The 25,763-nt window shown below is 35.6% G+C and carries 24 protein-coding genes and 1 pseudogene; 20 read left to right on the forward strand and 5 right to left on the reverse strand.

Features of this window, described 5'->3' with window-relative positions; translation table 11 throughout:
• Nucleotides 1-9: 9 nt before the first annotated feature.
• The 4 genes from FKR84_RS10275 to FKR84_RS10285 form a co-directional block, all read right to left on the reverse strand.
• Nucleotides 10-4,341: a CusA/CzcA family heavy metal efflux RND transporter gene (locus FKR84_RS10275; protein WP_141422224.1), complete on the reverse strand. Its 4,332-nt coding sequence runs from the start codon at nt 4,339-4,341 to the stop codon at nt 10-12.
• A 115-nt stretch (nt 4,342-4,456) separates the two neighbouring features.
• Nucleotides 4,457-4,855 (reverse strand): hypothetical protein, encoded by a 399-nt coding sequence (locus FKR84_RS10280; protein ID WP_141422225.1) that lies wholly within the window; start codon nt 4,853-4,855, stop codon nt 4,457-4,459.
• A 51-nt stretch (nt 4,856-4,906) separates the two neighbouring features.
• Entirely contained in the window at nt 4,907-5,047 is a 141-nt protein-coding gene (locus FKR84_RS13385; protein ID WP_233357737.1) for a hypothetical protein, read from the reverse strand.
• A gap of 28 nt (nt 5,048-5,075) precedes the next feature.
• Nucleotides 5,076-6,533, reverse strand: coding sequence for an NAD(P)/FAD-dependent oxidoreductase (locus tag FKR84_RS10285; protein ID WP_141422226.1), 1,458 nt, complete (start codon nt 6,531-6,533; stop codon nt 5,076-5,078).
• 214 nt (nt 6,534-6,747) lie between these two features.
• Between FKR84_RS10285 and FKR84_RS10290 the strand changes: the two genes are divergently transcribed.
• The 14 genes and pseudogenes from FKR84_RS10290 (at nt 6,748) to arsB (ending at nt 16,645) form a co-directional block, all read left to right on the forward strand.
• Entirely contained in the window at nt 6,748-8,154 is a 1,407-nt protein-coding gene (locus FKR84_RS10290; protein WP_141422227.1) for a nicotinate phosphoribosyltransferase, read from the forward strand.
• A gap of 1 nt (nt 8,155) precedes the next feature.
• A complete protein-coding gene (gene pncA / locus FKR84_RS10295) occupies nt 8,156-8,764 on the forward strand; it encodes a bifunctional nicotinamidase/pyrazinamidase (RefSeq protein ID WP_141422228.1) in 609 nt (202 codons plus the stop codon).
• A 465-nt stretch (nt 8,765-9,229) separates the two neighbouring features.
• Nucleotides 9,230-9,685, forward strand: a complete 456-nt coding sequence (locus tag FKR84_RS10300) for an SRPBCC domain-containing protein (protein ID WP_233357738.1) — start codon at nt 9,230-9,232, stop codon at nt 9,683-9,685.
• Between the two features lie 47 nt (nt 9,686-9,732).
• Nucleotides 9,733-9,918: pseudogene (locus tag FKR84_RS13560) on the forward strand (VOC family protein); the annotation flags it as partial.
• 27 nt (nt 9,919-9,945) lie between these two features.
• The gene (locus FKR84_RS10310; RefSeq protein WP_141422229.1) at nt 9,946-10,395 is read left to right on the forward strand and encodes an SRPBCC family protein; all 450 of its coding nucleotides are present in this window, start codon (nt 9,946-9,948) and stop codon (nt 10,393-10,395) included.
• A 2-nt stretch (nt 10,396-10,397) separates the two neighbouring features.
• Complete coding sequence (locus FKR84_RS10315; RefSeq protein ID WP_141422230.1) at nt 10,398-10,775, forward strand: DUF2200 domain-containing protein; 378 nt, start codon at nt 10,398-10,400, stop codon at nt 10,773-10,775.
• A 132-nt stretch (nt 10,776-10,907) separates the two neighbouring features.
• On the forward strand, nt 10,908-11,330 hold the full coding sequence (locus FKR84_RS10320; protein ID WP_141422231.1) for a DUF1801 domain-containing protein: 423 nt from the start codon (nt 10,908-10,910) through the stop codon (nt 11,328-11,330).
• 63 nt (nt 11,331-11,393) lie between these two features.
• A complete protein-coding gene (locus tag FKR84_RS10325) occupies nt 11,394-11,879 on the forward strand; it encodes a DUF4199 domain-containing protein (RefSeq protein WP_141422232.1) in 486 nt (161 codons plus the stop codon).
• Nucleotides 11,880-11,949: 70 nt separating this feature from the next.
• Nucleotides 11,950-12,117, forward strand: a complete 168-nt coding sequence (locus FKR84_RS13390) for a hypothetical protein (RefSeq protein ID WP_233357739.1) — start codon at nt 11,950-11,952, stop codon at nt 12,115-12,117.
• Between the two features lie 226 nt (nt 12,118-12,343).
• On the forward strand, nt 12,344-12,781 hold the full coding sequence (locus tag FKR84_RS10330) for a VOC family protein (RefSeq protein WP_141422233.1): 438 nt from the start codon (nt 12,344-12,346) through the stop codon (nt 12,779-12,781).
• Nucleotides 12,782-13,248: 467 nt separating this feature from the next.
• Entirely contained in the window at nt 13,249-13,611 is a 363-nt protein-coding gene (locus tag FKR84_RS10335) for a DUF1801 domain-containing protein (protein WP_233357740.1), read from the forward strand.
• Nucleotides 13,612-13,900: 289 nt separating this feature from the next.
• On the forward strand, nt 13,901-14,440 hold the full coding sequence (locus tag FKR84_RS10340) for a GNAT family N-acetyltransferase (protein ID WP_141422234.1): 540 nt from the start codon (nt 13,901-13,903) through the stop codon (nt 14,438-14,440).
• A 524-nt stretch (nt 14,441-14,964) separates the two neighbouring features.
• Nucleotides 14,965-15,594: an arsenate-mycothiol transferase ArsC gene (locus FKR84_RS10345; protein ID WP_141422235.1), complete on the forward strand. Its 630-nt coding sequence runs from the start codon at nt 14,965-14,967 to the stop codon at nt 15,592-15,594.
• Between the two features lie 4 nt (nt 15,595-15,598).
• Nucleotides 15,599-16,645, forward strand: coding sequence for an ACR3 family arsenite efflux transporter (gene arsB / locus FKR84_RS10350; RefSeq protein ID WP_141422236.1), 1,047 nt, complete (start codon nt 15,599-15,601; stop codon nt 16,643-16,645).
• Nucleotides 16,646-16,908: 263 nt separating this feature from the next.
• Here the strand turns inward: arsB and FKR84_RS10355 are convergent, their stop codons facing one another.
• On the reverse strand, nt 16,909-18,258 hold the full coding sequence (locus FKR84_RS10355) for a T9SS type A sorting domain-containing protein (RefSeq protein WP_141422237.1): 1,350 nt from the start codon (nt 18,256-18,258) through the stop codon (nt 16,909-16,911).
• Nucleotides 18,259-19,665: 1,407 nt separating this feature from the next.
• Between FKR84_RS10355 and FKR84_RS10360 the strand changes: the two genes are divergently transcribed.
• From FKR84_RS10360 to cas3, 6 genes are all read left to right on the forward strand, one after another.
• Nucleotides 19,666-20,580, forward strand: a complete 915-nt coding sequence (locus tag FKR84_RS10360; protein WP_141422238.1) for a helix-turn-helix transcriptional regulator — start codon at nt 19,666-19,668, stop codon at nt 20,578-20,580.
• A 1,092-nt stretch (nt 20,581-21,672) separates the two neighbouring features.
• Nucleotides 21,673-22,011 carry an HIRAN domain-containing protein gene (locus FKR84_RS10365; RefSeq protein ID WP_141422239.1) on the forward strand — a complete coding sequence of 113 codons (339 nt, stop codon included), beginning with the start codon at nt 21,673-21,675 and terminating at the stop codon, nt 22,009-22,011.
• A 170-nt stretch (nt 22,012-22,181) separates the two neighbouring features.
• Nucleotides 22,182-22,349 carry a hypothetical protein gene (locus FKR84_RS13395; protein ID WP_233357741.1) on the forward strand — a complete coding sequence of 56 codons (168 nt, stop codon included), beginning with the start codon at nt 22,182-22,184 and terminating at the stop codon, nt 22,347-22,349.
• A gap of 13 nt (nt 22,350-22,362) precedes the next feature.
• The gene (gene cas6, locus FKR84_RS10370; RefSeq protein WP_141422240.1) at nt 22,363-23,025 is read left to right on the forward strand and encodes a CRISPR-associated endoribonuclease Cas6; all 663 of its coding nucleotides are present in this window, start codon (nt 22,363-22,365) and stop codon (nt 23,023-23,025) included.
• Between the two features lie 5 nt (nt 23,026-23,030).
• Complete coding sequence (locus FKR84_RS10375) at nt 23,031-23,609, forward strand: hypothetical protein (protein ID WP_141422241.1); 579 nt, start codon at nt 23,031-23,033, stop codon at nt 23,607-23,609.
• Nucleotides 23,602-25,761, forward strand: coding sequence for a CRISPR-associated helicase Cas3' (cas3, locus tag FKR84_RS10380; RefSeq protein WP_141422242.1), 2,160 nt, complete (start codon nt 23,602-23,604; stop codon nt 25,759-25,761). Before FKR84_RS10375 ends, cas3 begins: the two co-directional genes overlap by 8 nt.
• Nucleotides 25,762-25,763: the final 2 nt, after the last annotated feature.

The raw sequence follows: 25,763 nt of genomic DNA on the forward strand, positions 1-25,763 counted from the left end.
CTAATAAGTTTAAAGGGTTAGGTAATTGATGGCGATTACAGCCTGGTTGTAATTGTTGAGATTTTCAAGGTATTGTAGTTCTATCTCATAGGCATTTTCAAGACTTTGTATGTACTGAAAAAAGTCTATTTCGCCATTTTTATAACTGATAGTTGCCGTGTTTAAGATTTCTTCGGAAAGGGATTTTCCATCGGTTTCATAATACTCAAGGGCTTCTTCGTATTTTGAAACTTCGTTTAGCAGCTGTATTTTTCTAGAATTCAACTGCACTTTATAATCGATAGCTTGTTGCTTGCTCATTTCCACAGCAATTTTTGAAGCTTTTATTTTTGAAGCATTTCCGCTGAAAAGCAACGGAATTTTAAGACCAACCTGGTAAGCATACAAATTTTGGTTCAAGCCAGAATTACTCCCCAGCGAATAAGAAAAACTAATATCGGGAAGTAAATTTTGCTTTTCCAAACTGCGTTTTGCTTTAAAGAAAGCACTTCTTTCTTCATAATAACTTAAAGCAGGATGTTCTTCCAGGCTTGGCAGTAATAGTTGCAATTTTTGCAAAGGTTCTTCAGCAATAGTCAAACTATCTTTAGGTTGTACGATCTGTTTTAAACGGTTTCGTGCAATTTGCACATCTTCCTTGCTTTGCTTATAATTGGTTTCCAGTTGCCGCTGTTTGGCACGGGCGGTAATTTTTTCTAGATAATTGGTTTCGCCAAGTTCAAACCGACGCGTCGCGGCTTGCGAAAAGTCTTTGTAAAGACTGTCCAAACTTTGAAAAACGCGCTCCTTGTTTTTTTCAAATTGAAACTGGTAAAATGCAGCAGCAACCATACCTTTGGTTGTTCGGCTTTGAAGTGCATATTGGCTCGTTTGCATTTCAAACAGACGTTGGTTTACATTTTTTTGAGCAAAATAAACCGTAGGAAAAAGAAAGTTCTGTTGCACTCCAAAAACCTGTAAAGGCTCATTGTTAAGCGCCAGGTTGTTTTGGTCGTACTCATAAAATACGCTGGTTTTTTCAAAAGTGAAAGCGCTCCCAATCAATGCTGCTGCTTCCTCTTTTTGAAATTCGGTAGCCTTTAAACCTGCATTGTTCTCCAAAGCCATTTCTTGTAAATCCATCAGGTTTTTAGGGCTTTCCTGCGCCATTCCCGAAAACCCGAGAAAGAATACTAGGAGAATTGCGGGCAGGATTTTTCCGTTAGATTTGAGTTTTTTTTCTTTTTTATCCGAATCAAAAATTGAAAATAAAACGGGCAGCACGATCAAGGTTAATATAGTTGCTGTGACCAAACCACCAATAACTACCGTGGCCAGAGGGCGTTGAACCTCAGCACCGGCACTGGTTGAAACGGCCATTGGCAGAAATCCGAGAGCAGCCGCAGAAGCTGTTAACAGTACCGCTCGAAGTCGGTCTTTGGTACCTTGTACAATAAGTTCGGTTTTATTTTTCATTCCTTCTTTTTTAAGTTCTTTAAAATGTTCTATCAAAACGATTCCGTTGAGCACCGCGATTCCAAAAAGGGCGATAAACCCGACGCCCGCCGAAATGCTAAACGGCATATCCCGAAGCCACAACAACAAAACGCCCCCAACGGCCGCCAACGGGATTGCTGAATAAATCATTAAAGCTTCCTTTACGGAACGAAAGGCGAAGTAAAGCAGTACAAAAATGAGTAACAAAGCAACCGGAACTGCTATGAGGAGTCGGTCTTTTGCACTTTGCAGATTTTCGAACTGCCCGCCATAATCTATAGTGTAGCCAACGGGAAGTTTTATATTCTCAGCAATTAGTTTTTGTACATCGTCCACCACGCTTTGTAAATCGCGATTACGTACATTAATGCCCACCACAATACGGCGTTTGGTATCGTCGCGTGAGATTTTTGCTGCACCTTTGGTGTATTTTATTTCGGCCAGTTCCCGCAGCGGCACTTTTTCCCCGGAAGGGGTATCTACATATAAGTTTTGCAGGTTCGAAAGGTCGCGACGCTCATCCTCATTTAGTCGAACCACTAAATCAAAACGTTTTTCGCCCTCAAAAATGCTACCCGAAGATTTGCCGGCAAACCCCATAGCTATCATTTCATTTAAATCGGCAATGTTCAATCCGTACCGGGCAATTTTAGCACGGTCAAATTTCACGTTCATTTGTGGCAGGCCTACTACCTTTTCGATAATAATATCTGCGGCGCCATCAACGTCTTCGACAAGGCCTTTTATTTCATTGGCCTTTTTGTTCAGTATATCCAGGTCTTCCCCAAATATTTTAATAGCAATATCTGCCCGTACCCCGGTAATCAATTCGTTAAAGCGCATCTCGATGGGCTGGGTAAATTCTACTTCCATCCCCGGAATTACGGCGAGTGCTTCCTTGAATTTATCGGCCAATTCATCTTTGCTTTCTGCCGAAACCCATTCACTCTTTGGTTTTAAGGTGATAATCACATCGCTTTCTTCCATAGACATCGGGTCTGTGGGAACTTCGGCAGCACCAATACGACTTACCACCTGATCTACTTCCGGGAATTTTTCAATCAGAATATTTTCAATTTTGGTGGTGGCTTCAATGGTTTTGCTAAGGGAAGTCCCCGTTTTTAACACCGGCTGAATTACAAAATCCCCTTCATCTAAAGTGGGCACAAATTCTCCGCCCATTGTGGTAAAGAGATAAATGGTGGCCGCTAAAAGTAAAACTGCAATGCCCAAAACAAGTTTTTTCGCACCCAGAGCCCAACGAATCGAGGGTTCGTAAAAGCGATTTAGAAATGCCATAATACGCACAGAAATGTTTTTCTTAGAGGGAACGGAAGGTTTTAAAAACACAGAGGCTGCCACAGGTACATAGGTAAAACAAAGTAGCATTGCTCCAATTAGCGCAAAGCTGAATGTCTGCGCCATTGGCCGAAACATTTTGCCCTCTACCCCACTAAGGGAAAGGATTGGGATAAAAACAATTAAAATAATCAATTGACCAAAAATGGCCGAATTCATCATTTTTGAAGCACTAGTTACGGTGAGTTTATCCTTTGTAAGTTGTTTTTCTTCGGAAGAAAGTTTATTTAAGTGCGAAGCGTTTTTAGTAACCTGAAAAGCTACAAATTCAACTATAATTACAGCCCCGTCAATGATAATTCCAAAATCTATGGCACCAAGGCTCATCAAATTGGCATCGATGCCAAAAATATTCATCATAGAAAGCGTAAAAAGCAGCGATAAAGGAATTACGGAAGCCACAACCAGCCCAGACCGGATATTACCCAATAGAAGTACCACCACAAATATTACAATGAGAACCCCGAGAATCAGGTTTTCTGCAATGGTAAAGGTAGTTTTGCCAATGAGTACACTACGGTCTAAAAATGGATTGATATAAACACCTTCTGGCAGGGAGCCGGAAATTTCGGCTACTCGGTCTTTTACCGCTTCAATTACCTTGTTGGAATTGCCGTCTTTTAACATCATTACCTGGCCAAGGATTTTTTCTCCTTCGCCATTTCCGGTAATCGCGCCAAAACGCAGCGCACTTCCAAATTTAACTTCAGCAACATCTTTTATATAAATGGGGAAGCCATTTTCGGTTTTCACCACAATATTCCGGATATCTTCCAGCGAAGATGCTAAACCTTCCCCGCGAATAAAATAGGCCTGGTTTTCTTTTTCAATATAACCGCCACCAGAAACACTATTGTTTTTTTCCAGAGCTGTAAAAACCTCTTGGGCAGTTATATTCATGGCGTTTAGCTTGTTGCTGTTTATGGCAACTTCATATTGTTTTAAGTGGCCGCCCCAGGTATTTACTTCTACCACGCCGGGAATTCCGGACAATTGCCTTTTTACAATCCAATCCTGAATGGTACGAAGATCGGTGGTGGAATAAGTGTCTTCATAGCCCGGTTTTACATCGAGGACATATTGGTAGATTTCGCCCAAACCGGTGGTTATTGGCCCCATTTCGGGAGAACCAAAGCCTTCCGGTATATTTTCGGTAGCCGATTTAATTTTCTCGGCAATAAGCTGGCGCGGCAAATAGGTTCCTAAGTCTTCCTCAAAAACGATGGTTACCACCGAAAGTCCAAATTTTGAAGTAGAACGTATTTCTTTTACCCCTGGTAAATTGGCCATTTCCAACTCTACAGGATAGGTAATAAACTGCTCCATATCTTGCGTAGAAAGGTTACGGGAAGTGGTAATTACCTGCACCTGGTTGTTGGTGACATCTGGCACCGCACCTATGGGTAATTGGGTGAGAGAATAGACTCCAAAGCCCATCAACACGACCGTAAACAAGCCGATGATGAGTTTGTTATTTATACTGAATTGAATGATTTTTGATAGCATAACTAACTAAAAGTTTGCTTTTCGATAACAAAGGATCGAAAAATTAAATAATAGAAATGAATTGTAAGCACTTTAAAAAAGCGGAATAGGATCTTTCCAGAATAGATTTTTTAGGCTATGCTAACTTCGGCGGTTGAAAAATGGAGGGTTTTTCAATAAAAGAGTAGAGATTCTTATAGTGAAAATTAGAAGTAGTTGAAGAGGGAATTATGGATTTAGAAAGAGGGACTTCAAAAGTTACCAGTACCACATCTGTCATCAAATGATTACTTGAATTATGCTGGAAAGGAAGTTTTTCGTGGTCAGATTTCTCTTCTTTATCGTTTTTTTGATGCTCGGCTTTTAACGAACCATAATGTTTCTCAAAAAAATTAAAAAAGTTGTCGCCGTGTGTTTCAGCGTGGTATTTTGCGTGTTCTACCAATTCATCCATTACCAGAATATCAGAAACACCAATTCCTACGCCTTGTAAAAGGACGAGGAAAGATAGCGATATGGTGATTATGGATTTCATTTGGATCAAAGTTAGATAAAAATAACGAGTTAAATTATGACTAAGGTCAGTTTATCTGCTTAGTTTTCGCGTGCCCCCGTGACCACCGGCCACAATAAGAAGCACTTTTACGCTCAAATAGATAAATTTGAAAAACTGAATGATGGGGTTCATCATAAAAAATCGCTTGGTTTTAGATATTCTACGTGTCATAATATTTTTTGTATTAAATCGTTAAATTTTATTCGGGAATCAAATACCAAAAGGGTTTCATTTTGGCTTTATATATAAAAGCGTAGTGCAACATCAGCTTGAGCCAATGGCCTGCCAGACCTATTTCTCCAAAGGTTTTTCCTAATTTTCTTCCCATGGTATCAGGGTATTTTTTATAATCAGGAACTATGGGAAAGGTAGTAATACTAACCCCACTGCCCTTTGTCATGCCAAAGCCTGCCGAGGCGATACAAGCGGCACCCATATTGCCCATAGAACCTTTGTGGTGCAAGCTTTCTTTTTTATTCTTTATGCTGTCAATAATATTATCTGCAACCAATTTGGCGGTAATTCCTGAAGGCATTCCGGTTCTTGGTGGCGCTGGGAAAATTTCAGTTCCATTCGGACTTTTACGCGGTTTGGAAATACTATGTGGTGGCGCAAAAGCTATTCCGGGCGCAAAAATATTTTTATAATTCGGATTTTGGTAAGTTTCCGGCCAATCTTGTACAGTCCAATCTTCATATGGTTTTGGCGTATAATCAGCATCCACAAGCATAAAGCCTTTAAAAAGTTTCTCGGTAATGTCTCGATGGTTTTTATCGAAAGCCTTAAAACCGTGACCAGAGAAAGATGGAATCAACATTGCAAAATCGTATGCAATTGTTTTCTGCTCTCCTTGTAAAGTTTCGTAATGTGCCAGACCGTTTTCAATTTTATTTACACCGGCACCCAAAATCCAATCTATATCGCGGTCTTCAAAAACCATTTCAATCATCTCATGCGATTTCATTATATTGCTGCCGTAGCTTAGCAGCATCCCATCCATTCCAAAATCGCCCAACTCATACTCGTTAGAAATCCAGGTTATTTTTGCTTTGTCACGTACTTTTTGACGGCGTAGTTCCTGTTCTACATTCAAAATATACTCAAAGGCAGCACCTTGACAGGTTGCCTTGGCGTGACCCGTGCCAATAACTATTCTTGCTTCTTTTCCCTTCTTCATTTCAGCAATTAAGGCTTGCAAACCTTCATTTGCGTGATTTGCGTGCGTATAAGTACAAACGGAAAATGTTTTATTGGTCCCGGGATTCAAACCTTCGGTGGCTTCAAAATTAAGTTTAGGGCCAGTGGCATTTATCAAATAATCATAAGTTATTTTTTCGGCTTCGCCTCTTTTTTCTTCGGAAACATATTCGGCTATCACAAATGGTTTCTCCGTTTCGCTATCGCCTTCGGGGTAAAAAGACGTTACTTTTGCTTGTTTAAAACCTATTCCTTTCTTCTTATATAAAGGTGCAAGCGGAAAAAGCATTTCCTTAGCTTTCATCCTACCAATACCCACCCAAATATTGCTGGGTATCCATTGGTAATTGCTATTTGGCGAAACTACAACCACCTCATGGGTTTTGTCCAGTTTTCTGCGAAGGTGTGCTGCGGCCACATGACCTGAAATTCCCGCACCCAATATTACAATTTTTGCCATGACAATGAGGTTTTAATTAATGGGTTCCTTTAAAAAATAGTAAATCATACAAATATTATGTTGAAATGTTACCCGAATTTAAGTTAATAATTATATATTATTCGTAACCTTTGTTACAGAAGCTTAAGAAAATGAAATTGACCTTTCTCTGTCTATTTTAAATCCTACAACGAATAAACCCAAAAAACCTATCTTTGTATAAAAACTAACTATTGTGTTTCAATTTACCGCCAATTATACAGATTTGTACCAAATAAGTATGGCACAAGTCTATTTTAATCAAAACAAACACGAGCATACCGCCGTATTTGATTATTTTTTCAGGAAAAACCCGTTTAAAGGCGGCTATACCATTTTTGCCGGTTTAGAAGAATTGTTAGAAGTTATAAGCAATTTACACTTTTCGGAAGAAGACTTGGCTTTCTTAAAAAAACAGGGCTTTACCGCAGATTTCTTAGAATATTTAAAGAACTTTAAGTTTAAGGGCAATATCTATTCCGTAAAGGAAGGCGATGTAGTATTTCCTACGCGACCGGTTTTGCAAGTAGAAGCCAACTTTGTAGAAGCCCAATTAGTAGAAACACTTTTGCTCAATTTACTCAACTTTCAAAGTTTAATTGCTACCAAAGCAAGCAGGATACGCTTGAGTGCCGGTAATAAGAAGATTTTAGATTTCGGATTAAGGCGTGCGCAAGGCCCCGGCGGTTATTTTGCTACAAAAGCTGCTATAATCGGTGGTGCAAATGGTAGCAGTAATGTAAAGGCTGCCCAAGATTATAATTTGCCGGTTGCCGGTACAATGGCGCATTCTTTTGTACAAAGCTATGACGATGAGCTCACCGCATTTAGAGATTTTGCAGAAGGCCGACCAAAAGATTGTGTGCTTTTGGTAGATACTTACAGTACTTTAAAAAGTGGCGTACCCAACGCCATTAAAGTAGCTAAAGAAATGGAAAAACGAGGCGAAAAATTAATGGGTATTCGCCTAGACAGTGGAGATTTGGCCTATTATGCAAAACAAAGCAGGGCCAAATTGGACGAAGCGGGATTAGAATACGTTAAAATTGCGGTTTCTAACCAATTGGACGAATATGTTATTAAAAGTTTAGAAGATCAAAATGCTCCCATTGATGTTTTTGGCGTGGGCACCAATATGGTAATCGGGAAACCGGATGCGGCTTTAGATGGCGTTTATAAATTGGCTTTTTCTAACGGAAAACCACGTATTAAAATTTCCGAAAATATCGCTAAGATCACTTTACCGCACAAAAAACAAGTCTACCGTATGAGCAAAGAAAACGGAATGTTTAGCGGTGCCGACGTGATTACGATGGCTTCAGAAAAAGAAGTAGATAAAATGTACCATCCATTTGAAGCACATAAAGAATTAAACTTAAAACCATTTAAACACGAAGCTTTATTGCAACCGGTAATGAAGGAAGGCCAAGCTATCTTAAAACATCAAAATCTTACAGAGGTAGCAGATTTTGCCAAATACCGCTTGAGTTTATTACCCTTGGAATATAAACGGTTTGATAATCCGCATATATATAAAATTGGTTTAAGCGCTGCCTTGAAACAAGAACGCGACAAACTAATAGCAACCTATAAATTGAAATAATATGAATGCTTTATTATTGATAGATATACAAAATGATTTTATGCCCGGCGGCTCGTTAGAAGTAGCAAACGGTGATAAAATTGTAGCCATCGCCAACACTTTACAACCCCAATTTGATTTGGTACTTGCTACCCAAGATTGGCACCCTAAAGACCACGCAAGTTTTGCAAGCAACCACAAAGGTCAAAAAGAATTTGAAGAAATAGACTTAGACGGACTTATACAAACTTTATGGCCGGACCATTGTGTACAAGGTACTAAAGGAGCAGAATTTCACTCTGATTTAGATACCCAGCACATTGAGGCTATTTTTAGAAAAGGCACCAATAGTACAATAGATAGTTACAGTGCTTTCTATGATAACGCCCATAAAAAAAGCACGGGTTTAAGCGGTTATCTAAAAGAAAAAGGCGTTACCACTTTATACGTTATGGGGTTAGCAGGAGATATTTGTGTTTATTATTCGGTTAAAGATGCCTTGCACGAAGGTTTTAGCTGTGTGCTGATAGAAGATGGCACCAAAGCTTTAGATCAAGAAACTTTCAGAAAACAGAAAAAAGAATTACAAGAAAAAGGCGTAGATTATGTATATGCAAAAGATGGTTTGTAAACTTTTTTGATGAAAGTTTTTAAGGCATTTTATAAGGTTTTTTTAATCCATCTCAAGTATTTTGTCAATATAACAAGCAGATTTAATCTATATGCAAAGCCTATGTAAAGGTTATGCAAAGGTTATTGGAGTGTTATAGCAAGCTTTAGGTGTTAGGAGGTAGGCTTTAGGTCTTAGGTGTTAGGCATTTTTTTTAAATAAATGAACCAATAAGCAGAAAATGAGAAACCACCGGCTGGTCAGATTTTTCAGAATTACAGTTTTTGATATTTTTTGAAGCGATAGCGAAGAAAAGGCAGTGTATCGAGACCTCTGATTGAGCAGAGTCAAAGAGCCAAGGAGAAAAAAATAGAATCAAGACCATAGAAGCTGTGTAATCAACAAAAAACGCCAAACGAAAAACCAATACTCGAATACACTCATCACAATTTAACCAATAAACTAAAAACGATAAACCAAGAGATTATGAATAAAATCTATATGAAACTAGAATCTAATGCATCGATACAAATTCAGAAACCTATAGAGGAAGTTTTTGAAGCGATTGTAAATCCAGCTAAAATGACCAACTATTTCATATCAGAAAGTAGTGGAAGACTAGAACCTGGAAAAGAAGTGGTTTGGAAATTTCCCGAATTCGATGATAGGTTTCCTATAACAGAAATTATGATTGAAACAGACCGTTCTATTTCTTTTGTTTGGGATCCGGAAACTGTTGTGAAAATTACGCTAGAAAAATTACCAGATTACAGTACCTTAGTCAAAGTAAACGAAAAGGAGAAGGAACTTAATGAAAATAACCTGAAATGGGCTTTAGAAAATTCGGGAGGCTGGGCAAATTTCCTGGCTTGTTTAAAAGCCTATTTGGAGTATGATATCAACCTGCGTAAAGGCGCATTTAAATTTATGATAAAAAAATAAACATACCATAAATACATTAGCATAACAATAAGCCCAAAAGTTTTAAACAAGAAAATAATTTTTCCATTTCCGTAAATACCATCGGTCAAGATGAAGCTACAAGAGTATTTAATGCATTAGCTGAAAACGGCAAAATAACTGTGCAACTTTTCAAAACATTTTCGGAATCTTATCTTGGTATGTTAACAGATAAATCTGGCGTTAACTGGAGGATTAATTATAATTTGCCCTAGCATAAAATCACCAAATAAAGTCTGGATATGAAAATAGCGATTGCCATAGATATAAAAGCATCAAAACAAGAGGTTTGGAATGTAATTACAAATATTGAAAATTCTGAAAAAACAATTTCTGGAATTGATAAAGTTGAGATTCTGAATAATCCTAAAGACTCTATGATTGGATTAAAATGGAAAGAAACTAGAACACTATTTGGTAAACCTTCTACTGAAACAATGTGGATAACAGAAGCCGTAGAAAACAAGTATTACAAAACAAGGGCCGAAAGTAATGGAGCTATCTATCAAACTATTTTAAAACTTTCAGAAAAAGAAAATACAACATCATTAACTATGGAATTTAATTCTGAAGCCATTTCTTTGAAAGCAAAAATCATGGCTTTTATTTTTGGCAGAATAATAGGTAAATCAATGAAAAAACTCATTAAAAAAGATTTAATCGACATAAAAACTGCATCGGAAAATAAATAATTATGAAAGTTACAGCTAAAAAAAACGAAACAATTGCCAAAATGACTTTGGCATCTGTTTATCCGCATTACATAAATAGATTAGAGAAAAATGGTAGAACGAAAGAGGAATTCCACCAAGTAATAGAATGGCTAACTGGATTTGACGAAGAAAAAATACTAGAATTGATTGAAGAAAAAGCAACTTTTGAAACATTTTTTCAAAAAGCAGAATTGAATCCTAATGCGCACCTCATTAAAGGTGTAATCTGTGGCTATCGTATTGAAGAAATACCAGACGAATTTGAATTGTATAGAAAATGTAGATATTTAGATAAGTTGTATGACGAACTAGCAAAAGGACGTAAAATGGAAAAAATTTTACGAGCAGAAAAGAAATAAAAACTTGCACTATTACCGTGGTTTTCCATTCGGGTTTTATTTGCTAAATTACGTGCTTAATCACGCAACTAATCAGGCATAAACACATTATGTGATATTGGACTATTGTCCTACGGTACCAATTAGACATTTATGGCAGCGATAAAAACAAAACAGACTAACGCAAATGTGGAAGATTTTATCAACACATTTGCCAATACACAACAAAAGCGAAAAGACGCTTTTGAATTGTTGAAAATGATGAAAGACTTTACGGGTTACGAACCTAAAATGTGGGGTCCCAGCATTATCGGATTCGGACATTATCATTACAAATCTAAAAAAAGCGCACAGGAAGGAGATTGGCCGTTGGTTGGTTTCTCGCCACGCAAAGCAGCTATTTCATTGTATGTTTACTCTGGCTGTCCCGGCCAGGAAGATTTGCTAAAAGAATTGGGGAAATTTAAAATGGGAAAAAGCTGTATTTATGTCAAAAAACTATCCGACATTAATCAGGAAACACTTAAAAAGATAATGAAATCAACTATTGACTTTCTGCAATCCAAATACAGTTAAAAAATATAGATAAGGCAACAGAACAAGGATAGAAAATCCAAGAAATCCCCTAAATAAAGAACAATGAAAAACATAAAAATAGAAATTAAATGGGCAATTATTTTTTCAATAGTAGGATTACTTTGGATGCTATTGGAAAAACTCAGCGGACTTCACAGCACTTATATTGACTACCATCTCTACTTGACCAACCTATTTGCAATTCCTGCCATTATCATGATGGTTATGGCATTAAAAGACAAAAAGAAAAACTTCTACAACGGAAAAATGAACTATAAACAAGGTTTGGTATCAGGTATTATATTATCAATAATTATTGCCTTGCTTAGCCCGTTGACCCAATGGATTACTTCTTATGTTATCACACCCGAATATTTCCCAAACGTAATAAAGCGTTCTGTTGAATTAGGTTACTACAGCAATACGGAAGAAGCTCAGGCAAATTTCAACTATAAAAATTATGCGATACAAAGTGCAGTCGGTGCATTAATAATGGGTGTTGTAACAACAGCAATTGCAATGATTTTTATACGCACAAAAAGTAAGTGAAATGCGAAACCTAAGATTCAAAATTAGAATAAGTACTTCCACAGAAAAAGTATGGAAATACCTTTGAGAATTGGAAAGTTGCACAAAATGGAATTCCGTCTTTGGTGCAGGCAATTATTATAAGACCGAAAACTTTGCACAAGGCAACAAAATACATTTACTAACGCCAAACGGGGAAGGAATGTACAGCATTTTAGACAAAATTATAGAAAACGTGTTAGTGTTTTTAAACATTTAGGAGAACCAAAAAACTTTGAAGAACAATGCATTGACGCAAAAACACAAGCATGAACAAATGTTTTTGAAAGTTATGAATTAAAACCATTAGAAAACGAAACAGAACTTATTGTACGCATTAAAACTGTAGAGCAATACGTTGGTTGACCATAGGAACAAGACATTTCCATTGGCATTGCAAAAATAAAAAAATAACAGAAAATTAAATAACATTAAAACAAACAAAAATGGCAACAGTAAACACTTATTTGAATTTCAACGGCAATTGCGAAGACGCATTTAACTTCTACAAATCAGTATTTGGAGGAGAATTCACCTACATCGGAAGATTTGGCGAAATGCCCGAAGGAGACGGCTACAAAGTCCCCGAAGCTGACAAAAACAAAATCATGCACATTAGTTTACCAATTGGAAGCTCTATTTTAATGGGAAGTGACACCGGCGGAGATTGGGCACCAACATTTGTGAAAGGGAACAATTTTTCGTTGTCAATTACTTCGGAAAGCAAAGAAGAAGCTGACAAACTATTCAACAGACTTTCAGCTGATGGACAAGTGACTATGCCAATGGAAGAAACTTTTTGGGGTGCATATTTCGGAATGTTAACCGACAAATTTGGCATCAATTGGATGGTGAGTTTTGATGCAGAACAGGAAGAAAAATAAACAACAATATATAGTATCGGTAAGCCTTGCACGAGCTCATAAAATTTTAAAATTCGCGCGGAATTAAATTGTTTTTAAGCATTTTTAAGCTTTGATTAGCTTATAGGAAAACACAGGAGCAATAAAGAGCAGGCTTACAAGCTAAGACTTGTCTGTTTTATATAAATTGTAACCTTATTAGTTAAATAATCGAGCTTAGCTAGTAACCGCCTTCTCCATCACGCCAAAAGTTTCGAGAGGGCTTCTTTTCTTCTTCCTCTCCATTTGTAGGCTTTCTAAAAAAAGGAAGTCTACAAAAGTGCTGACTGAACTCACTCAAACGTTGAAAAGCAGAAAATGAAATTAGTTGAATAATTAGAAACCTGAAAAACAACGAAATGGCAACACCATATATAATTTAGTGCTTAAAACACACAAAATACCATAAACAAAACCCGTTAAAATTCATTAGAATCTAAATTCGACAAATGACTCCAATAAAAAAATCTGAAAACCTAGATGTTCACAATTTTTTGGACAAAATAAAGAGGATCGATACTGAAAAATCTAATATCCTTATTGAAATAAGACAAATAATATTTGATTTTTTTCCAGAAGCTGACGAAAGAATAATGTATGATGGAATCGTTTTCTTTTTTAAGGATGAAATGTTTAGTGGCTTATTCTTAAATAAGAAGCATGTTACACTCGAGTTTTCTAAAGGATTTCTAATGAAAGATCCTCAAGATTTCCTTGAAGGCAGAGGAAAATATAGAAGACATTTAAAATTTAGGACAAGAGAAGCCATTGTAAATTATGACGTGCCTTTTTTCGTGCAACAAGCACTATAAATAACATTTTAATAACCTAAAAAAAGACTGAAATGAAATCAATAACACCAAATATTTTCGTTAAAAAACATTGATGAGACTATTGCATTTTAGGAGCAACTGGAATTTAAATTCTCCATAAAAGTTCCGGATGAAGAAAGTCTAGTTTGGGTCAATACGACCAAAGCAAACGAGATCATTGTCCGCAGTGCACAAATAACCCTATGCTCTTTTGTTCTTTCCGTTTTATTACCTTAAATTTAATAGCTTACTTTAGAGAAACAAACACCTTAGCTGCAAGCAGTAAAAAATGGATTTTCAACCCTTTCCCGAAATAAAATCACCAAGGCTTTTCCTTAGAAAAATTCAAGCATCAGACTCCAAAACTATCTTATACTTACGTTCTGATAAAACTATTAATAAATTTATTGAAAGGCCTGAAAATAGAAAAACTAAAAATATATCTGATGCCATAAAATTTATCAATCAACTGGATGATTATAGCACACAAAACATAGCAATTACGTGGGGAATAACTTTAAAAAATAACCCTGAAGTTATTGGGACAATTTGTTTGTGGAATTTTTCTAAGAACAATAAGACAGCAGAAGTTGGATATAATTTAAATCCTACATATCAAAAAAAAGGTATTATGAGTGAAGCCCTAAAAATGATTATTGATTATGGATTTAAAGAATTAAAGCTTCATAAAATAGAGGCATTTACACATACTGAAAATGAACGTTCTAAAAAGTTATTAGAAAACAATGGCTTTCTTTTAAATAAGAGCAGAAAAGATATAGACAATAAATTAAATATTATATTTGAACTTGAAAATGCCAACAGCTAACCCGCTCGTGGAAAATTGTATCGCTTTCCAAGCTTCAAACAGATTTTAACAAAATAGAATCATGCTCACTTCATTAAATTAAAAGCTACCACACGTTGCAATACTATGCTAGCCGGAAAAAGCAAACCAACCAATACACTAATCCCCAATTAACCAAACAACAAATATTCTGAACACTGCCAACTGAATGCTGTAAATTGTATATTAAAAAACTCTTTTTATTTAATTATAACCCCAGCCAAAAAACTTACCTCTAACCTCTCACCACTAGTCGTTGCCAACTGAACACTGCAAACTGACCACGGTCAACACCCAACGAAGAACAAATACACTATTACACGAATACAAGTTTTGCGTATTAAAATATTAATCGTAATATTGCAATGAACAAATAAATACCAATATAGCACCGGCAAAAATGAAAATATCTAACCAGCTTTTATAAAGTTTGCTTAAAGGGTTATCTATGATTGTAAAGGTTTGGTAAACAAAATTACTCTTAAAGAGAAATAATTATTTATAAAATGAGAACAAGATCATCGCTATTTTCAGAAATAGAAAAACTAATCAAAGAATTAAATCCTGAAACTATTTCAAATGAGCGAAAAGCAATTTTACAACCGCTAATTGTCTTTATTCAATCAAAGCTTTCACAAAAGCAAGAAATCCGCATTAAGTTTATCTGTACGCACAATTCACGAAGAAGTCATTTATCGCAAGTATGGGCACAAACAATGGCAAATTTCTTCACTATTAAAAACCTTTTTTGTTATTCTGGGGGCACAGAGGCTACAGCACTTTTTCCAATGGTAGCAGAAACTTTAAAAAATTCAGGTTTTAAAGTAAGTAAGATTTCAGAAAACCACAATCCTGTTTACAGCTTTAAATATGCAGATAACGAGCATCCAATAATAGGTTTTTCAAAAAAATTAGATGACGAATTCAATCCTAAATCTGAATTTGCTGCAATTATGACCTGTGATGCAGCAAATGAAGCTTGTCCTTTTGTTCCAGGTGCAGAAAAACGCATTCCAATAACTTTTAAAGACCCAAAAGCGTTTGACAATACACCTCAACAAGCAGAAAAATACAAGGAAAGAAGTTTGCAAATAGCAACTGAAATGTTTTACGTTTTCTCACAAATTAACGCTTAAAAATATGGCCTCAAAAAAATTAAGTTTTCTCGATAAAAATCTTACCCTCTGGATATTTGTTGCAATGGCATTTGGTGTTGGTCTTGGTTATTTTATTCCATCATTTCCAAATATTATAAATTCATTTAGCAGTGGAACTACAAATATTCCAATTGCAATCGGTTTGATTTTAATGATGTATCCACCTTTGGCAAAAGTGAATTATGCATTACTGCCAAAAGTTTTTAAAAATACAAAAATCCTTTCTATTTCACTTATTCTCAATTGGATAATTGGCCCCGTTTTAATGTTTATTTTGGCAATTACATTTTTACGGGATTATCCAGAATATATGGTCGGACTAATTTTAATTGGTTTGGCTCGTTGTATTGCAATGGTTTTGGTTTGGAACGATCTCGCAGAGGGAAGCAGCGAATATGGAGCCGGTTTAGTTGCCTTAAATAGCATATTTCAAGTTTTTGCATACAGTTTCTATGCTTGGCTTTTTATAACAGTACTTCCGCCCTATTTTGGATTTGAAGGAGCTATTGTAGATATTTCAATAGGAACAATTGCAGAAAGTGTCGCCATTTATTTAGGTATTCCGTTTGTAATGGGAATTTTAAGTAGATTACTACTGGTAAAACTTAAAGGCGAAGATTGGTATACAAAGAAATTTATTCCTACAATTTCACCACTAACATTAATTGCGCTTTTATTTACGATTGTGGTAATGTTCTCGCTAAAAGGAGAAGTGATTGTACAAATACCAATGGACGTTGTGATTATTGCAGTTCCTTTACTTATTTACTTTACACTAATGTTTATTGTTGGATTTTTCTTTACTAGAGCATCAGGAGCAGAATATGACAAAACAACAGCGGTAGCTTTTACAGCAGCAGGAAATAATTTTGAATTAGCCATTGCAGTTGCGATTGCAGTTTTCGGGCTAAATTCAGGTCAGGCATTTGCAGGGGTAATTGGTCCTTTGGTTGAAGTTCCTGCATTGATTTTATTGGTTCGCGTTTCCTTTTGGTTGCGGAAAAAGTATTACCAAAAAGCCACGGCATAAAAGTAAATGGAATCAAAAAAGCCAGTTGCCAACAAAATACAGCGGTAATTAATAAATATAATTAAATTAATTTTTTACTAGTGTACTTGTATATGCCGCAGCTTATATCAACCATAATCTTGCCGTTGCATAACCTGTTTAGCAACTTATTTTAAACGCCAATAAGTATCAATTTTTTGCTTTTCTCTTTGGCTATAATTCTTTTATAAAGTGCCTTGCAGACAGTGTTTAACTTTTGTGCATACCAAAAAGCTTTATGCCTTTTATTCCTTAATAAATTTTAAATAGTTGTTTTTGCCACTATCGGTGCTTGTTTTTAAGATATACAGGCCAGGAGAAAGAAAGCTTACATCAATCTTATTGGCAGGTTTTAAAGCAAATTCTCTTTTAACCAGTTTTCCGTCTACCGTAAAAATGCTTGCTTTAACAAACTGCGATTGCTCTTGTTTCAGCTGAATAAATTCTGTTGCCGGATTTGGAAAAAGTGTGCTTTCCGAATGCATAAAATTCTCAACGGCCAAATTCCCATAGGTTTGATAAGCTAATGTAGTGTTGGCGCCAGACCAAATAAATGCTTGTTGCATTGCATTATCCAAATTGGTTACCAAAACTTCATTCACAAAAATAGTTTCATTATCGTCCAAAATTATTTCATTAGCAAAAGAAAGATTACCGTCATTTAAAAATACGCGTGGTTTACCATTAAAGGCCATATAAAGGTCTACATTGCCATCATTATTTACATCGGCACTTTGTAACGCTAAAGAAGAATTCACCTCCATAAGATCTGCATGAAAATTGAAGTTCATTAAATTATTACCCGCATTTAGATATAAACTAATATCGCCGGTTGCCCGATGAAGTACCGCATCTAAAAATGTATCGTTATTGGCATCAAAAAAATCTAAAGAAGTAATGGTAGAATGACTGCCATTGGTAAACGTCTGCGGAGTAAAGTTTGCATTTCCATCGTTTATATAAATTACCCCTCCAATTGTTTCGCCCGTAATAACATCTATATTGCCGTCGTTATTTATATCGGCTTTGGTAAGCGTCCAGCATTCTAAAATAGTTGGCGAAGTTGTTGTTGTTAAAATGGCATCTTTGGTAAAATTACCCAAACCGTCATTTTCGTAAAAGTTGATAGCATGCTGCCATATTACCACTAAATCTGTGTGCGAATCGTTATTAAAATCTGCGGTAACTATACTTTTTCCAAATGAAGCTTCGTTATCTATAGCAATTGCAGACCCAAAATTTCCATTGGTATTAGGATACCATACCAAATTACCATTACTCTGCATTAAGGCAATTAAATCTTGAAAACCATTTTCGTTGAGGTCTGCCGAAGTTACATATTCTGCTTCGCTCAAAGTACCTATTATATTTTCGGTAAAATTGCCGTTACCTTGGTTTTGGTAAACAGTAATATTATCAAAATTATAAGCTTTAGCTACAATCACTTCTTTTAAACCATCATTGTTTAAATCACTAGCATAAATATGTTTAATCCCGCCGGAGGTTACGTCATTATCGATTAGCTGAATCGGATTAAATTGCGCGTAACACGTTGTGCTTGCTAAAACTGTAAGAAAAAACAATAATAACTTCATGGTATGTCATTTTAAAGGCTGCAGAAAGTTATAATTCTATGTTCTTTTCTTGACTAAATAATTTCAATTTTTCTATGGACTAATTTACTCAAAATTTTATACTTACCTGTTATACTGCCCAATACACCCAAAAAACATGTATACCTAACAATAGAAGAATAATGATTTAGCGACCCTTAGACACCAGTTAGAAGAGATCTAGCAGCGTACTTTGAAAATAAATTTTTAACAGATGACACACTTTAATGAACACTCCCCGCACCACACACCTCTCACCACTAACCACTAATCCCTGCCAACTGCCAACTGCACACTGTATACTGTATAGCGTAAATTGTATATTGAAAAAAATTTCTGCCACCTACACGCAATCTTCAATCTGTAATTCCTCATTTTGAAATTTGAAATAAAAAATTTGAAATTTGAAATTTTCATTAAACGAAAAACGAATACACTGTATAGCGTATATTGTATATTGACTCCTAATTATAATCTCAACCAAAAATTCCCCCCTAATCTCTCACCACTAATTTTCTGCCAACTGAACACTGCTAACTGCCAACAAAAAACGCTAAACGATAAACGAGTAAACCAATTAACGGTTTAACTAATTCCCAGTTAACCATTTTCTAGGCTAGTACCCGTTCAGGTTTTCCTCAATCAGCATCTCGTTATAACCTCTACATTTTGCGCATAACAAATAGGCGTAAAAAAGTAAGAAAAAAAGAAATAATATTTTCTTTTTGATTCGCATTTAATCGGTTATTTTGGTTTTTTAACGAGCAAATATAAAACAAATCTATTCATCTCTAAATTTCTTTTACACAGAAAAACCAATACATAAATCAACTAATGTCCAATTAATCAGTAAACGAAACATGAGAAACAAAAAACGCTCAACAAAGAGATTCTGAATAAAATCTTCCACTGTCAGATTTTTCCAGAATGACAATTTTCTGGTGGTTTCTTAATTTGAGATTTAAAATTCTCCCCACACACCTCTCACCTCTAACCACTAACCCCTGCCAACTGCCAACTGAACACTGCTTACTGCCAATCAACAAAAAACGCTAAACGAAAAACACTAAACAAAAAACGAATACACAAATCAACCAATCCCAAATACTCGAATACACAAATACACCTATCTCTAACCCTTAAATTTGAAATTCCACTCACAAACTCAAGAACTCAAAAACTAACCTCTCACCACTACTACCTACTACCTACCGCCTGAACACTGAATACTGAACACTGTCAAAACGCTAAACGAACAACGGTAAACAAAAAACGCCAAACGCTAAACGAACAACGGTAAACGAAAAACAAAAAACGAAAAAAAATTCCCTACCTTCGACACCATTTGACGAACCCCTTACTTTACTTTGTACCAATACCAGCAAAACTATGGCAGGATATAAACTCATAAAGCGCTTAGAAGTAATAATTCATTTATTGCAAAGCTATCCCTATGCTTCCAAAAAAATGCTCGTAAAGCGTTTGGAAGAGGATTATGACATTGTAACCACCAACCGGACAATGGAGCGCGATTTTAAAGCTTTGGAAACCGAGTTTGGGATTGGGTTAGAATACCAAGCTTCAAAAAAAGGTTATATTCTTGACCGTAAAGACGAAAAACGCATCCAATCGTTTTTTAAGTTTGTCGAGTTGGTACATCTTGGCGAATTGTTTAAAGAAAGCTTGGAAGATTTTGATTTGTTACGCGAAAAAGTAGCTTTAGAAGACAGTTCGAAATTTAAGGGCATTCAATACATCAAACCTTTGTTATTGGGCATAAAGCAGCAAAGAAGCATTGGTTTTATTCACGAAAACTACCACAACAACACCTATAAAAATTATACTATTTGTCCGTTGCAAATAAGAGAATATGCCAACCGTTGGTATGTGGTGGGCGTTCCTGTTGGTCATAAAAAGATACGTATTTTCGGTTTAGACCGAATCAGCAAATTAGAACTAAAAGATGTTTGCAGTATAAATTTAAAAGATTTTGAGGCGCAATTAGATAAGTTCCACAGCATTGTTGGCTTAAATTACGATGCTGCAGAACGAGCAGAAAAGGTAATGCTTAAACTAAGCCGTCAGCAATACAAATACTTACAAAGTTTACCCCTGCACCACAGTCAGCAATTAGAAAAAGAAACAAGCAGCGCGGTAGAAGTCTCCTATCTTTTAATCCCGAATTTCGAGTTTAAAATGCACCTTCTTAAAATGGGCAGCGCAGTAGAAGTCCTCTCCCCAAAATGGCTCCGACAAGAAATCAAAAAAGAACTAACCCAAACCCTAAAACAATATGATTTATGAAAAATACAAAAATGAATTCAAACCTTTTTCTTCAGTATAGCTAAGCTTTTCCGTAAAGAATTTTCGTCCCCAAATAGGTTTGGGGATTGGCTTGGTTTATCCTGAGCGCAGACGAAGGGTTTTCTACTGTATCCGACGAGTGTAACGAGAGGAATACAAAAGCAAAGAAAATGAACAATGTTTCTTAAAGTGTAAAATTTAATTTCCAATAATCAGATTACTAAAAAATCAACTATAAAAACTAAAAAACACAAAGAACACTTAAAGCAAGTTTAAAAACGACATACTTTTAGTCTTCGTAGCAAAACCAGAAAAAACCATAGCGGCTGGCAGCGGAGGATGGCCTAGCGCAGCGGTTGCCATCCGCAGGATATGGTTTTTTTATGGTTTTCAAGAAGAGTAAAATAAGTCTAGACTTTTTTGTTACTTTTTTCGGCAATGGAAAAAAGTAAAGAAGTCTTTAAAAAGAAAAAATCCAATTATGAAAACCACAATAAAAACACCATGAACACTTAAAGCAAGTTTAAAAACGACCTACTTTTAGTCTTGTAATGAACAAAAAGGAATTTCAATATAAATAAATGTCTGAATAGTTTCAGAAATAACGAGTGACAAGCGGAAGTGCGTTTCGCGATAGCGAAAAAAAGCATGCAGCGCAGAGAGCGAGTGATTTCTTTGTTTCGATACTATCGAAGCAAAGAAAATTTCCTTAACTATTCTTGATTTTTTGGTTTAGTTTATCCTGAGCGTAGACGAAGGATTTTTTATCAAGAAAAAATGAGCAGAACAATTATTTTAAGATATGAAAACAAAAAAACACCGAGAACACCTATGTCATTTCAAATTAAGGCTAGTTTAAAAACGACCTACTTTTAACTTTCGTAACCGGCCTATCGAAAATTGCTCGTAAAATTGGCAGTGCAGTAAGCGTAAAATTTTAGGCTGTTTGAACTCGATGATAATCGAGTGAGTTCCTAAAATTTAGCTTACAAACATACAATTTAGAGCAAGGTTCGTAAGCCTAGATTTTTTTGGTTCGTTTTTTCATCAATGGAAAAAATGAACATTAAATTCTAAAAAGACAAAGCAATTATGAAAACTACAAAAAAACACCGAGAACACCTATGTAACTTCCCCATCGCAGGTTTCACCTACTACGAAGGAGCAATTGCCTTTAAAGAATTAAGCATTGGCAGCCAATTAAGCTTAAAAGCCGAACCCGATAACCAATACGACCCACGCGCCATAGCTGTTTATTCTCAAGAATATAAACTAGGCTACGTACCTCGCAACGAAAACCGTATTATATATAAATTATTAAAGGTAGGTTTTACCGATTTCGAAGCCCGCGTACAGCAAATAGACGCCCAAGCCCACCCCGAAGAGCAATTACACGTGGTGGTACATTTGGTGGGAGAAGAAACAACCTAATCGTTATTTTTTAACGCTTATTAATATAATTTAACTATTTTTAAGGAAAATTAACAAAATACCAAAATCCTTGTGTTCATAAAATAAATTTTTGTTTCCCGAAACATCATGGAAACGCAGACGAAAGGTTAAACGCACAGCGAAAAACAAAGAAAAGAAACCAATTAATTATGCCAGTAAAACATACACCAACAGCTATAATTCACAGCGAAACCACAGGCGGGAAAACAGCCTGTGGAGAGGACACCAACAAGCATCCAAGCCATTGGGTGAATACTAATGAGAAGCTTAGTTGTAGAGAAGAATGGGTGTGGGTAAAAATGCATTTATATATTTAGAAAAAACAATAAAATGAGAATTTATTTAACCCTTAATAACAGTAATCAGATTATACCATTTAATTACCAGCCACTACTTACAGGTTGTTTACATAAATGGATTGGAGATAAAAATAAAATCCACGGTCAAACAAGCTTATATTCCTTTTCTTGGTTGCAGAACGTTAGAGCTAGCAAAAATGGCCTATCCATTAAACAGGATTCTACTTGTTTTTTTAGTTTTCACGACGATGAATTGGCAAAAAAAGTAATTCAAGGAATTATGGATGAACCAGATATGTTCAATGGTTCAGCAGTACGAGATATTTCCATAAGACCAACTCCTGATTTTCGTGAAAAAGAAACATTTGTAGCTTCCAGTCCAATTTTTATTAAACGACGCTTAGAAAACGGTAAAGAAAAACATTATTCCTATAAAGATGATGAGAGTAATCAATTAATGACACAAACATTAAAAACCAAACTAGAAACTGCCGGTATGGACAATCAAAACGTCTCGGTATATTTTGATCATAGCTATCCCGGTGCTAAAATGAAATTAGTACCCTATAATCATATAAAGAATAAAACCAATATTTGTCCGGTCATCATCGAGGGCTCACCGGAACAAATAGCCTTCGCTTGGAATGTAGGAATTGGTAATAGCACGGGAATTGGTTTCGGTTCTTTAAAATAAATAGTATGGATAATAAATTATATGTGGTAAAATATTCAGGACCGTTCGGTTTTATAAAACCTTGGACCGCCGTAAGAGACGAAGAAACCTACAGTCAACAATTTTTAACGCCTTCTATTGTTGAAGGTATTGAGAAAAAATTATTTCCCGAATTACTTGGCGAAAAAGGAATTTTTAAAATAGTTGGGCATCGTCTAAATTATAAAGGTCTAAGTATCCAGCAAGAGAGAACATGGGCGAAAGGTGGATTTAAAGTAAGTAAGAAAAAAAATACTTTAAAAACTAATTTAGGTATTTTAAAAAGAGGGGTAATGGTGGAGCCTAATCTCTATTTAGCTTTTAAAAGTGAAGAGGATTTGCTGCGCAGTAAAAATCAAACTATTTGTCTATGCCGCAATGAAGATTTGGTTTTTCCTACCAGCACTTATGCGATGAGTTTGGAGGAATTTGATGACGTGCCGGGTTATGAATTGGAATTTAATTCAGGTAATTCAAGTTTTAAAGTTGGATATAATCGTTTTAATGAAAATAAACCTATGTACGGTAAATTGAAGGTCGTTGGAAATCCCATACGAAATGAATAGTAAACTTGAAAATATCAAGGCTAAAAGTGTAGATCAAAATGATTTAAGTTTATTAGATCACACGCAACAAGTAGTGCAAACTATTAAACATATCGCCGATGGTTTTAAACGAGACTTCGATAAAGATATAGCTGCAAAAGGAGCAGTTTTACACGATTTGGGTAAAGCTCACACCTTTTTTCAACAAAACATTAATGGTTATAAACCGAAGTCGTTACGTGAAAAGAAAAAAAGAGAAAAATTTAAACATCGCCACGAAATTTCTTCTCTTGCTTATTTGCCCGCATTTTCTAAAAATGAATGGCCGTTGTTAATCGAGATGGTGGTTGCTCATCACAAATCTATTCAAGATGACCCTAGTATTCGTGGAATTGTAGATTTAGAAAAAAATAGTTTAAAAAAGTTTTCTTGGATTGAAGACCATTTGAAAGATTGGGAAGACTGGTTCCCATATGGCAAACAGATTATTGAATTATGTGGATACGATTGCCCTGACATAAAAAAAGAAGAAGCCGAAAATGCCTTGCGCTATGCTTATAAACTTAGTGAAGAAATGAAAAGTGGATGGTCTGAATGGCGTGGACTTTTAAAAGCAGCCGATCATTATGCTTCTGCCTTTAGTTATGAAATAGATAGCCGTTTAAAATATGCTTTTAGGCAGCCCGATATTTCCTTTTATACAAGCGATAAACGAAAGTCAGAGCTTTATCCGCTATCATTAGTTTCAACAAAAACTGAAAAAAAACATTCTCTTATTGTAGCGCCAACTGGTGCAGGAAAGACTGATTTTTTGCTAAAACGAACAAAGAATCGCGTTTTTTACACCCTTCCTTTTCAAGCTTCAATAAATGCGATGTACGATAGATTTAAAGAAACTATAGAGCCAAAAGAAGGAATTAGATTGCAACATGGCACCTCAAAGATTAAAGTTGGTAAAAAGATAGATGAACAAATAGAACAGTCAAAAGTAGGAGCAAGTATAAAGGTTTTAACCCCGCATCAACTGGCAGGAATAATCTTTGGAATAAAAAACTTTGAAAGCATTCTATTAGATATTGAAGGATGTGATGTGATTTTGGATGAAATACACACCTATTCTGAAACATCCCAATCTATGATCATCGAAATTGTAAAGGTTTTAGTAGATTTTAATTGTCGAATACATATTGGGACGGCTACTATGCCTACTCCTCTATACAAAAAACTATTATCTATTCTAGGCGGTAAAAAAAAGGTTTTAGAGATAAGTTTAGAAAAGGAGAAGCTTAAAGAATTTAACCGGCATCAAATTTATAAACACGAAACAGACTATGATTACAATTCTTTACTCCATAAGGCTATTAAAGAAAACGAAAAAGTATTGATTATACTCAATACTGTAAAACAAGCACAAAAAGTATTTACGGAATTACGAAAGGAATTACCCGAAATAGATATGCTTCTTATACATAGCCGTTTTAGACGTAAAGACAGAATTGCTTTAGAAAGCGAATTAACCGAGGTCTATAACAATAGTAATAAAGCTTGTATCGTTGTTTCTACTCAAGTTGTAGAGGTTAGTCTAGATATAAGTTTTGATAGAATGATTACCCAAGCAGCGCCATTGGATAGTTTAGTTCAGCGTTTCGGACGTATTCATCGTAAGCGTTCTCGTGAAACAATTTACACGTATAGGCCAATACATATTCTTGCTCCCTCAAAAAATACGCTGCCATACAATAAAGAAATAGTGGTTAAGAGCTTTGAGCAGTTGCCAAGTGAGGGCGGTATATTTCAAGAAGCTGAGCTGCAACAAAAAATGGATGCTGTTTACAAAGATTTAGAGCTTAAGTCTATTGACTTTCATTTAAAATATAAAGAGGGTCATTTTATTCAAAAGAAATTAACCGATAATTCCAAATCAATTTTAATTGAAGCATTAGAAGTAGATGGTGCCACCTGTATCCTGGAGAGCGATCGAGAGGAGTATTTGGATGCTAATTGGAAAGATCGAGTTCAGTTAGAAATCCCTATCAGCTATAGATCTTTATGGAAATATAAAGACGAATATGAACAATTGGAACAAGGCAATAAACCTTTTGTAGTACCACAATCTTTAGAAGCTTATCAAGAAATAGGTCTTGATTTGGTTGAACACGAAAATTTTTTATAAGT

The sequence above is a fragment of the Haloflavibacter putidus genome, assembly GCF_006546625.1.
Taxonomy (GTDB): Bacteria; Bacteroidota; Bacteroidia; order Flavobacteriales; family Flavobacteriaceae; genus Mesonia; species Mesonia putida.

Bases quoted from the DNA above. Each gene is read 5' to 3' on its own strand.
- FKR84_RS13395 (WP_233357741.1), top strand. From the start codon at position 22,182: ATGCCAGTAAAACATACACCAACAGCTATAATTCACAGCGAAACCACA.
- FKR84_RS10315 (WP_141422230.1), top strand. From the start codon at position 10,398: ATGAAAGTTACAGCTAAAAAAAACGAAACAATTGCCAAAATGACTTTG.
- FKR84_RS10335 (WP_233357740.1), top strand. From the start codon at position 13,249: ATGACTCCAATAAAAAAATCTGAAAACCTAGATGTTCACAATTTTTTG.
- FKR84_RS10345 (WP_141422235.1), top strand. From the start codon at position 14,965: ATGAGAACAAGATCATCGCTATTTTCAGAAATAGAAAAACTAATCAAA.
- FKR84_RS10340 (WP_141422234.1), top strand. From the start codon at position 13,901: ATGGATTTTCAACCCTTTCCCGAAATAAAATCACCAAGGCTTTTCCTT.
- FKR84_RS10330 (WP_141422233.1), top strand. From the start codon at position 12,344: ATGGCAACAGTAAACACTTATTTGAATTTCAACGGCAATTGCGAAGAC.
- FKR84_RS10355 (WP_141422237.1), bottom strand. From the start codon at position 18,258: ATGAAGTTATTATTGTTTTTTCTTACAGTTTTAGCAAGCACAACGTGT.
- FKR84_RS10310 (WP_141422229.1), top strand. From the start codon at position 9,946: ATGAAAATAGCGATTGCCATAGATATAAAAGCATCAAAACAAGAGGTT.
- FKR84_RS10375 (WP_141422241.1), top strand. From the start codon at position 23,031: ATGGATAATAAATTATATGTGGTAAAATATTCAGGACCGTTCGGTTTT.
- FKR84_RS10300 (WP_233357738.1), top strand. From the start codon at position 9,230: ATGAATAAAATCTATATGAAACTAGAATCTAATGCATCGATACAAATT.
- arsB (WP_141422236.1), top strand. From the start codon at position 15,599: ATGGCCTCAAAAAAATTAAGTTTTCTCGATAAAAATCTTACCCTCTGG.
- FKR84_RS10360 (WP_141422238.1), top strand. From the start codon at position 19,666: ATGGCAGGATATAAACTCATAAAGCGCTTAGAAGTAATAATTCATTTA.
- FKR84_RS10280 (WP_141422225.1), bottom strand. From the start codon at position 4,855: ATGAAATCCATAATCACCATATCGCTATCTTTCCTCGTCCTTTTACAA.
- cas3 (WP_141422242.1), top strand. From the start codon at position 23,602: ATGAATAGTAAACTTGAAAATATCAAGGCTAAAAGTGTAGATCAAAAT.
- FKR84_RS10275 (WP_141422224.1), bottom strand. From the start codon at position 4,341: ATGCTATCAAAAATCATTCAATTCAGTATAAATAACAAACTCATCATC.
- FKR84_RS10285 (WP_141422226.1), bottom strand. From the start codon at position 6,533: ATGGCAAAAATTGTAATATTGGGTGCGGGAATTTCAGGTCATGTGGCC.
- FKR84_RS10320 (WP_141422231.1), top strand. From the start codon at position 10,908: ATGGCAGCGATAAAAACAAAACAGACTAACGCAAATGTGGAAGATTTT.
- FKR84_RS10365 (WP_141422239.1), top strand. From the start codon at position 21,673: ATGAAAACTACAAAAAAACACCGAGAACACCTATGTAACTTCCCCATC.
- FKR84_RS10325 (WP_141422232.1), top strand. From the start codon at position 11,394: ATGAAAAACATAAAAATAGAAATTAAATGGGCAATTATTTTTTCAATA.
- FKR84_RS13385 (WP_233357737.1), bottom strand. From the start codon at position 5,047: ATGACACGTAGAATATCTAAAACCAAGCGATTTTTTATGATGAACCCC.
- cas6 (WP_141422240.1), top strand. From the start codon at position 22,363: ATGAGAATTTATTTAACCCTTAATAACAGTAATCAGATTATACCATTT.
- pncA (WP_141422228.1), top strand. From the start codon at position 8,156: ATGAATGCTTTATTATTGATAGATATACAAAATGATTTTATGCCCGGC.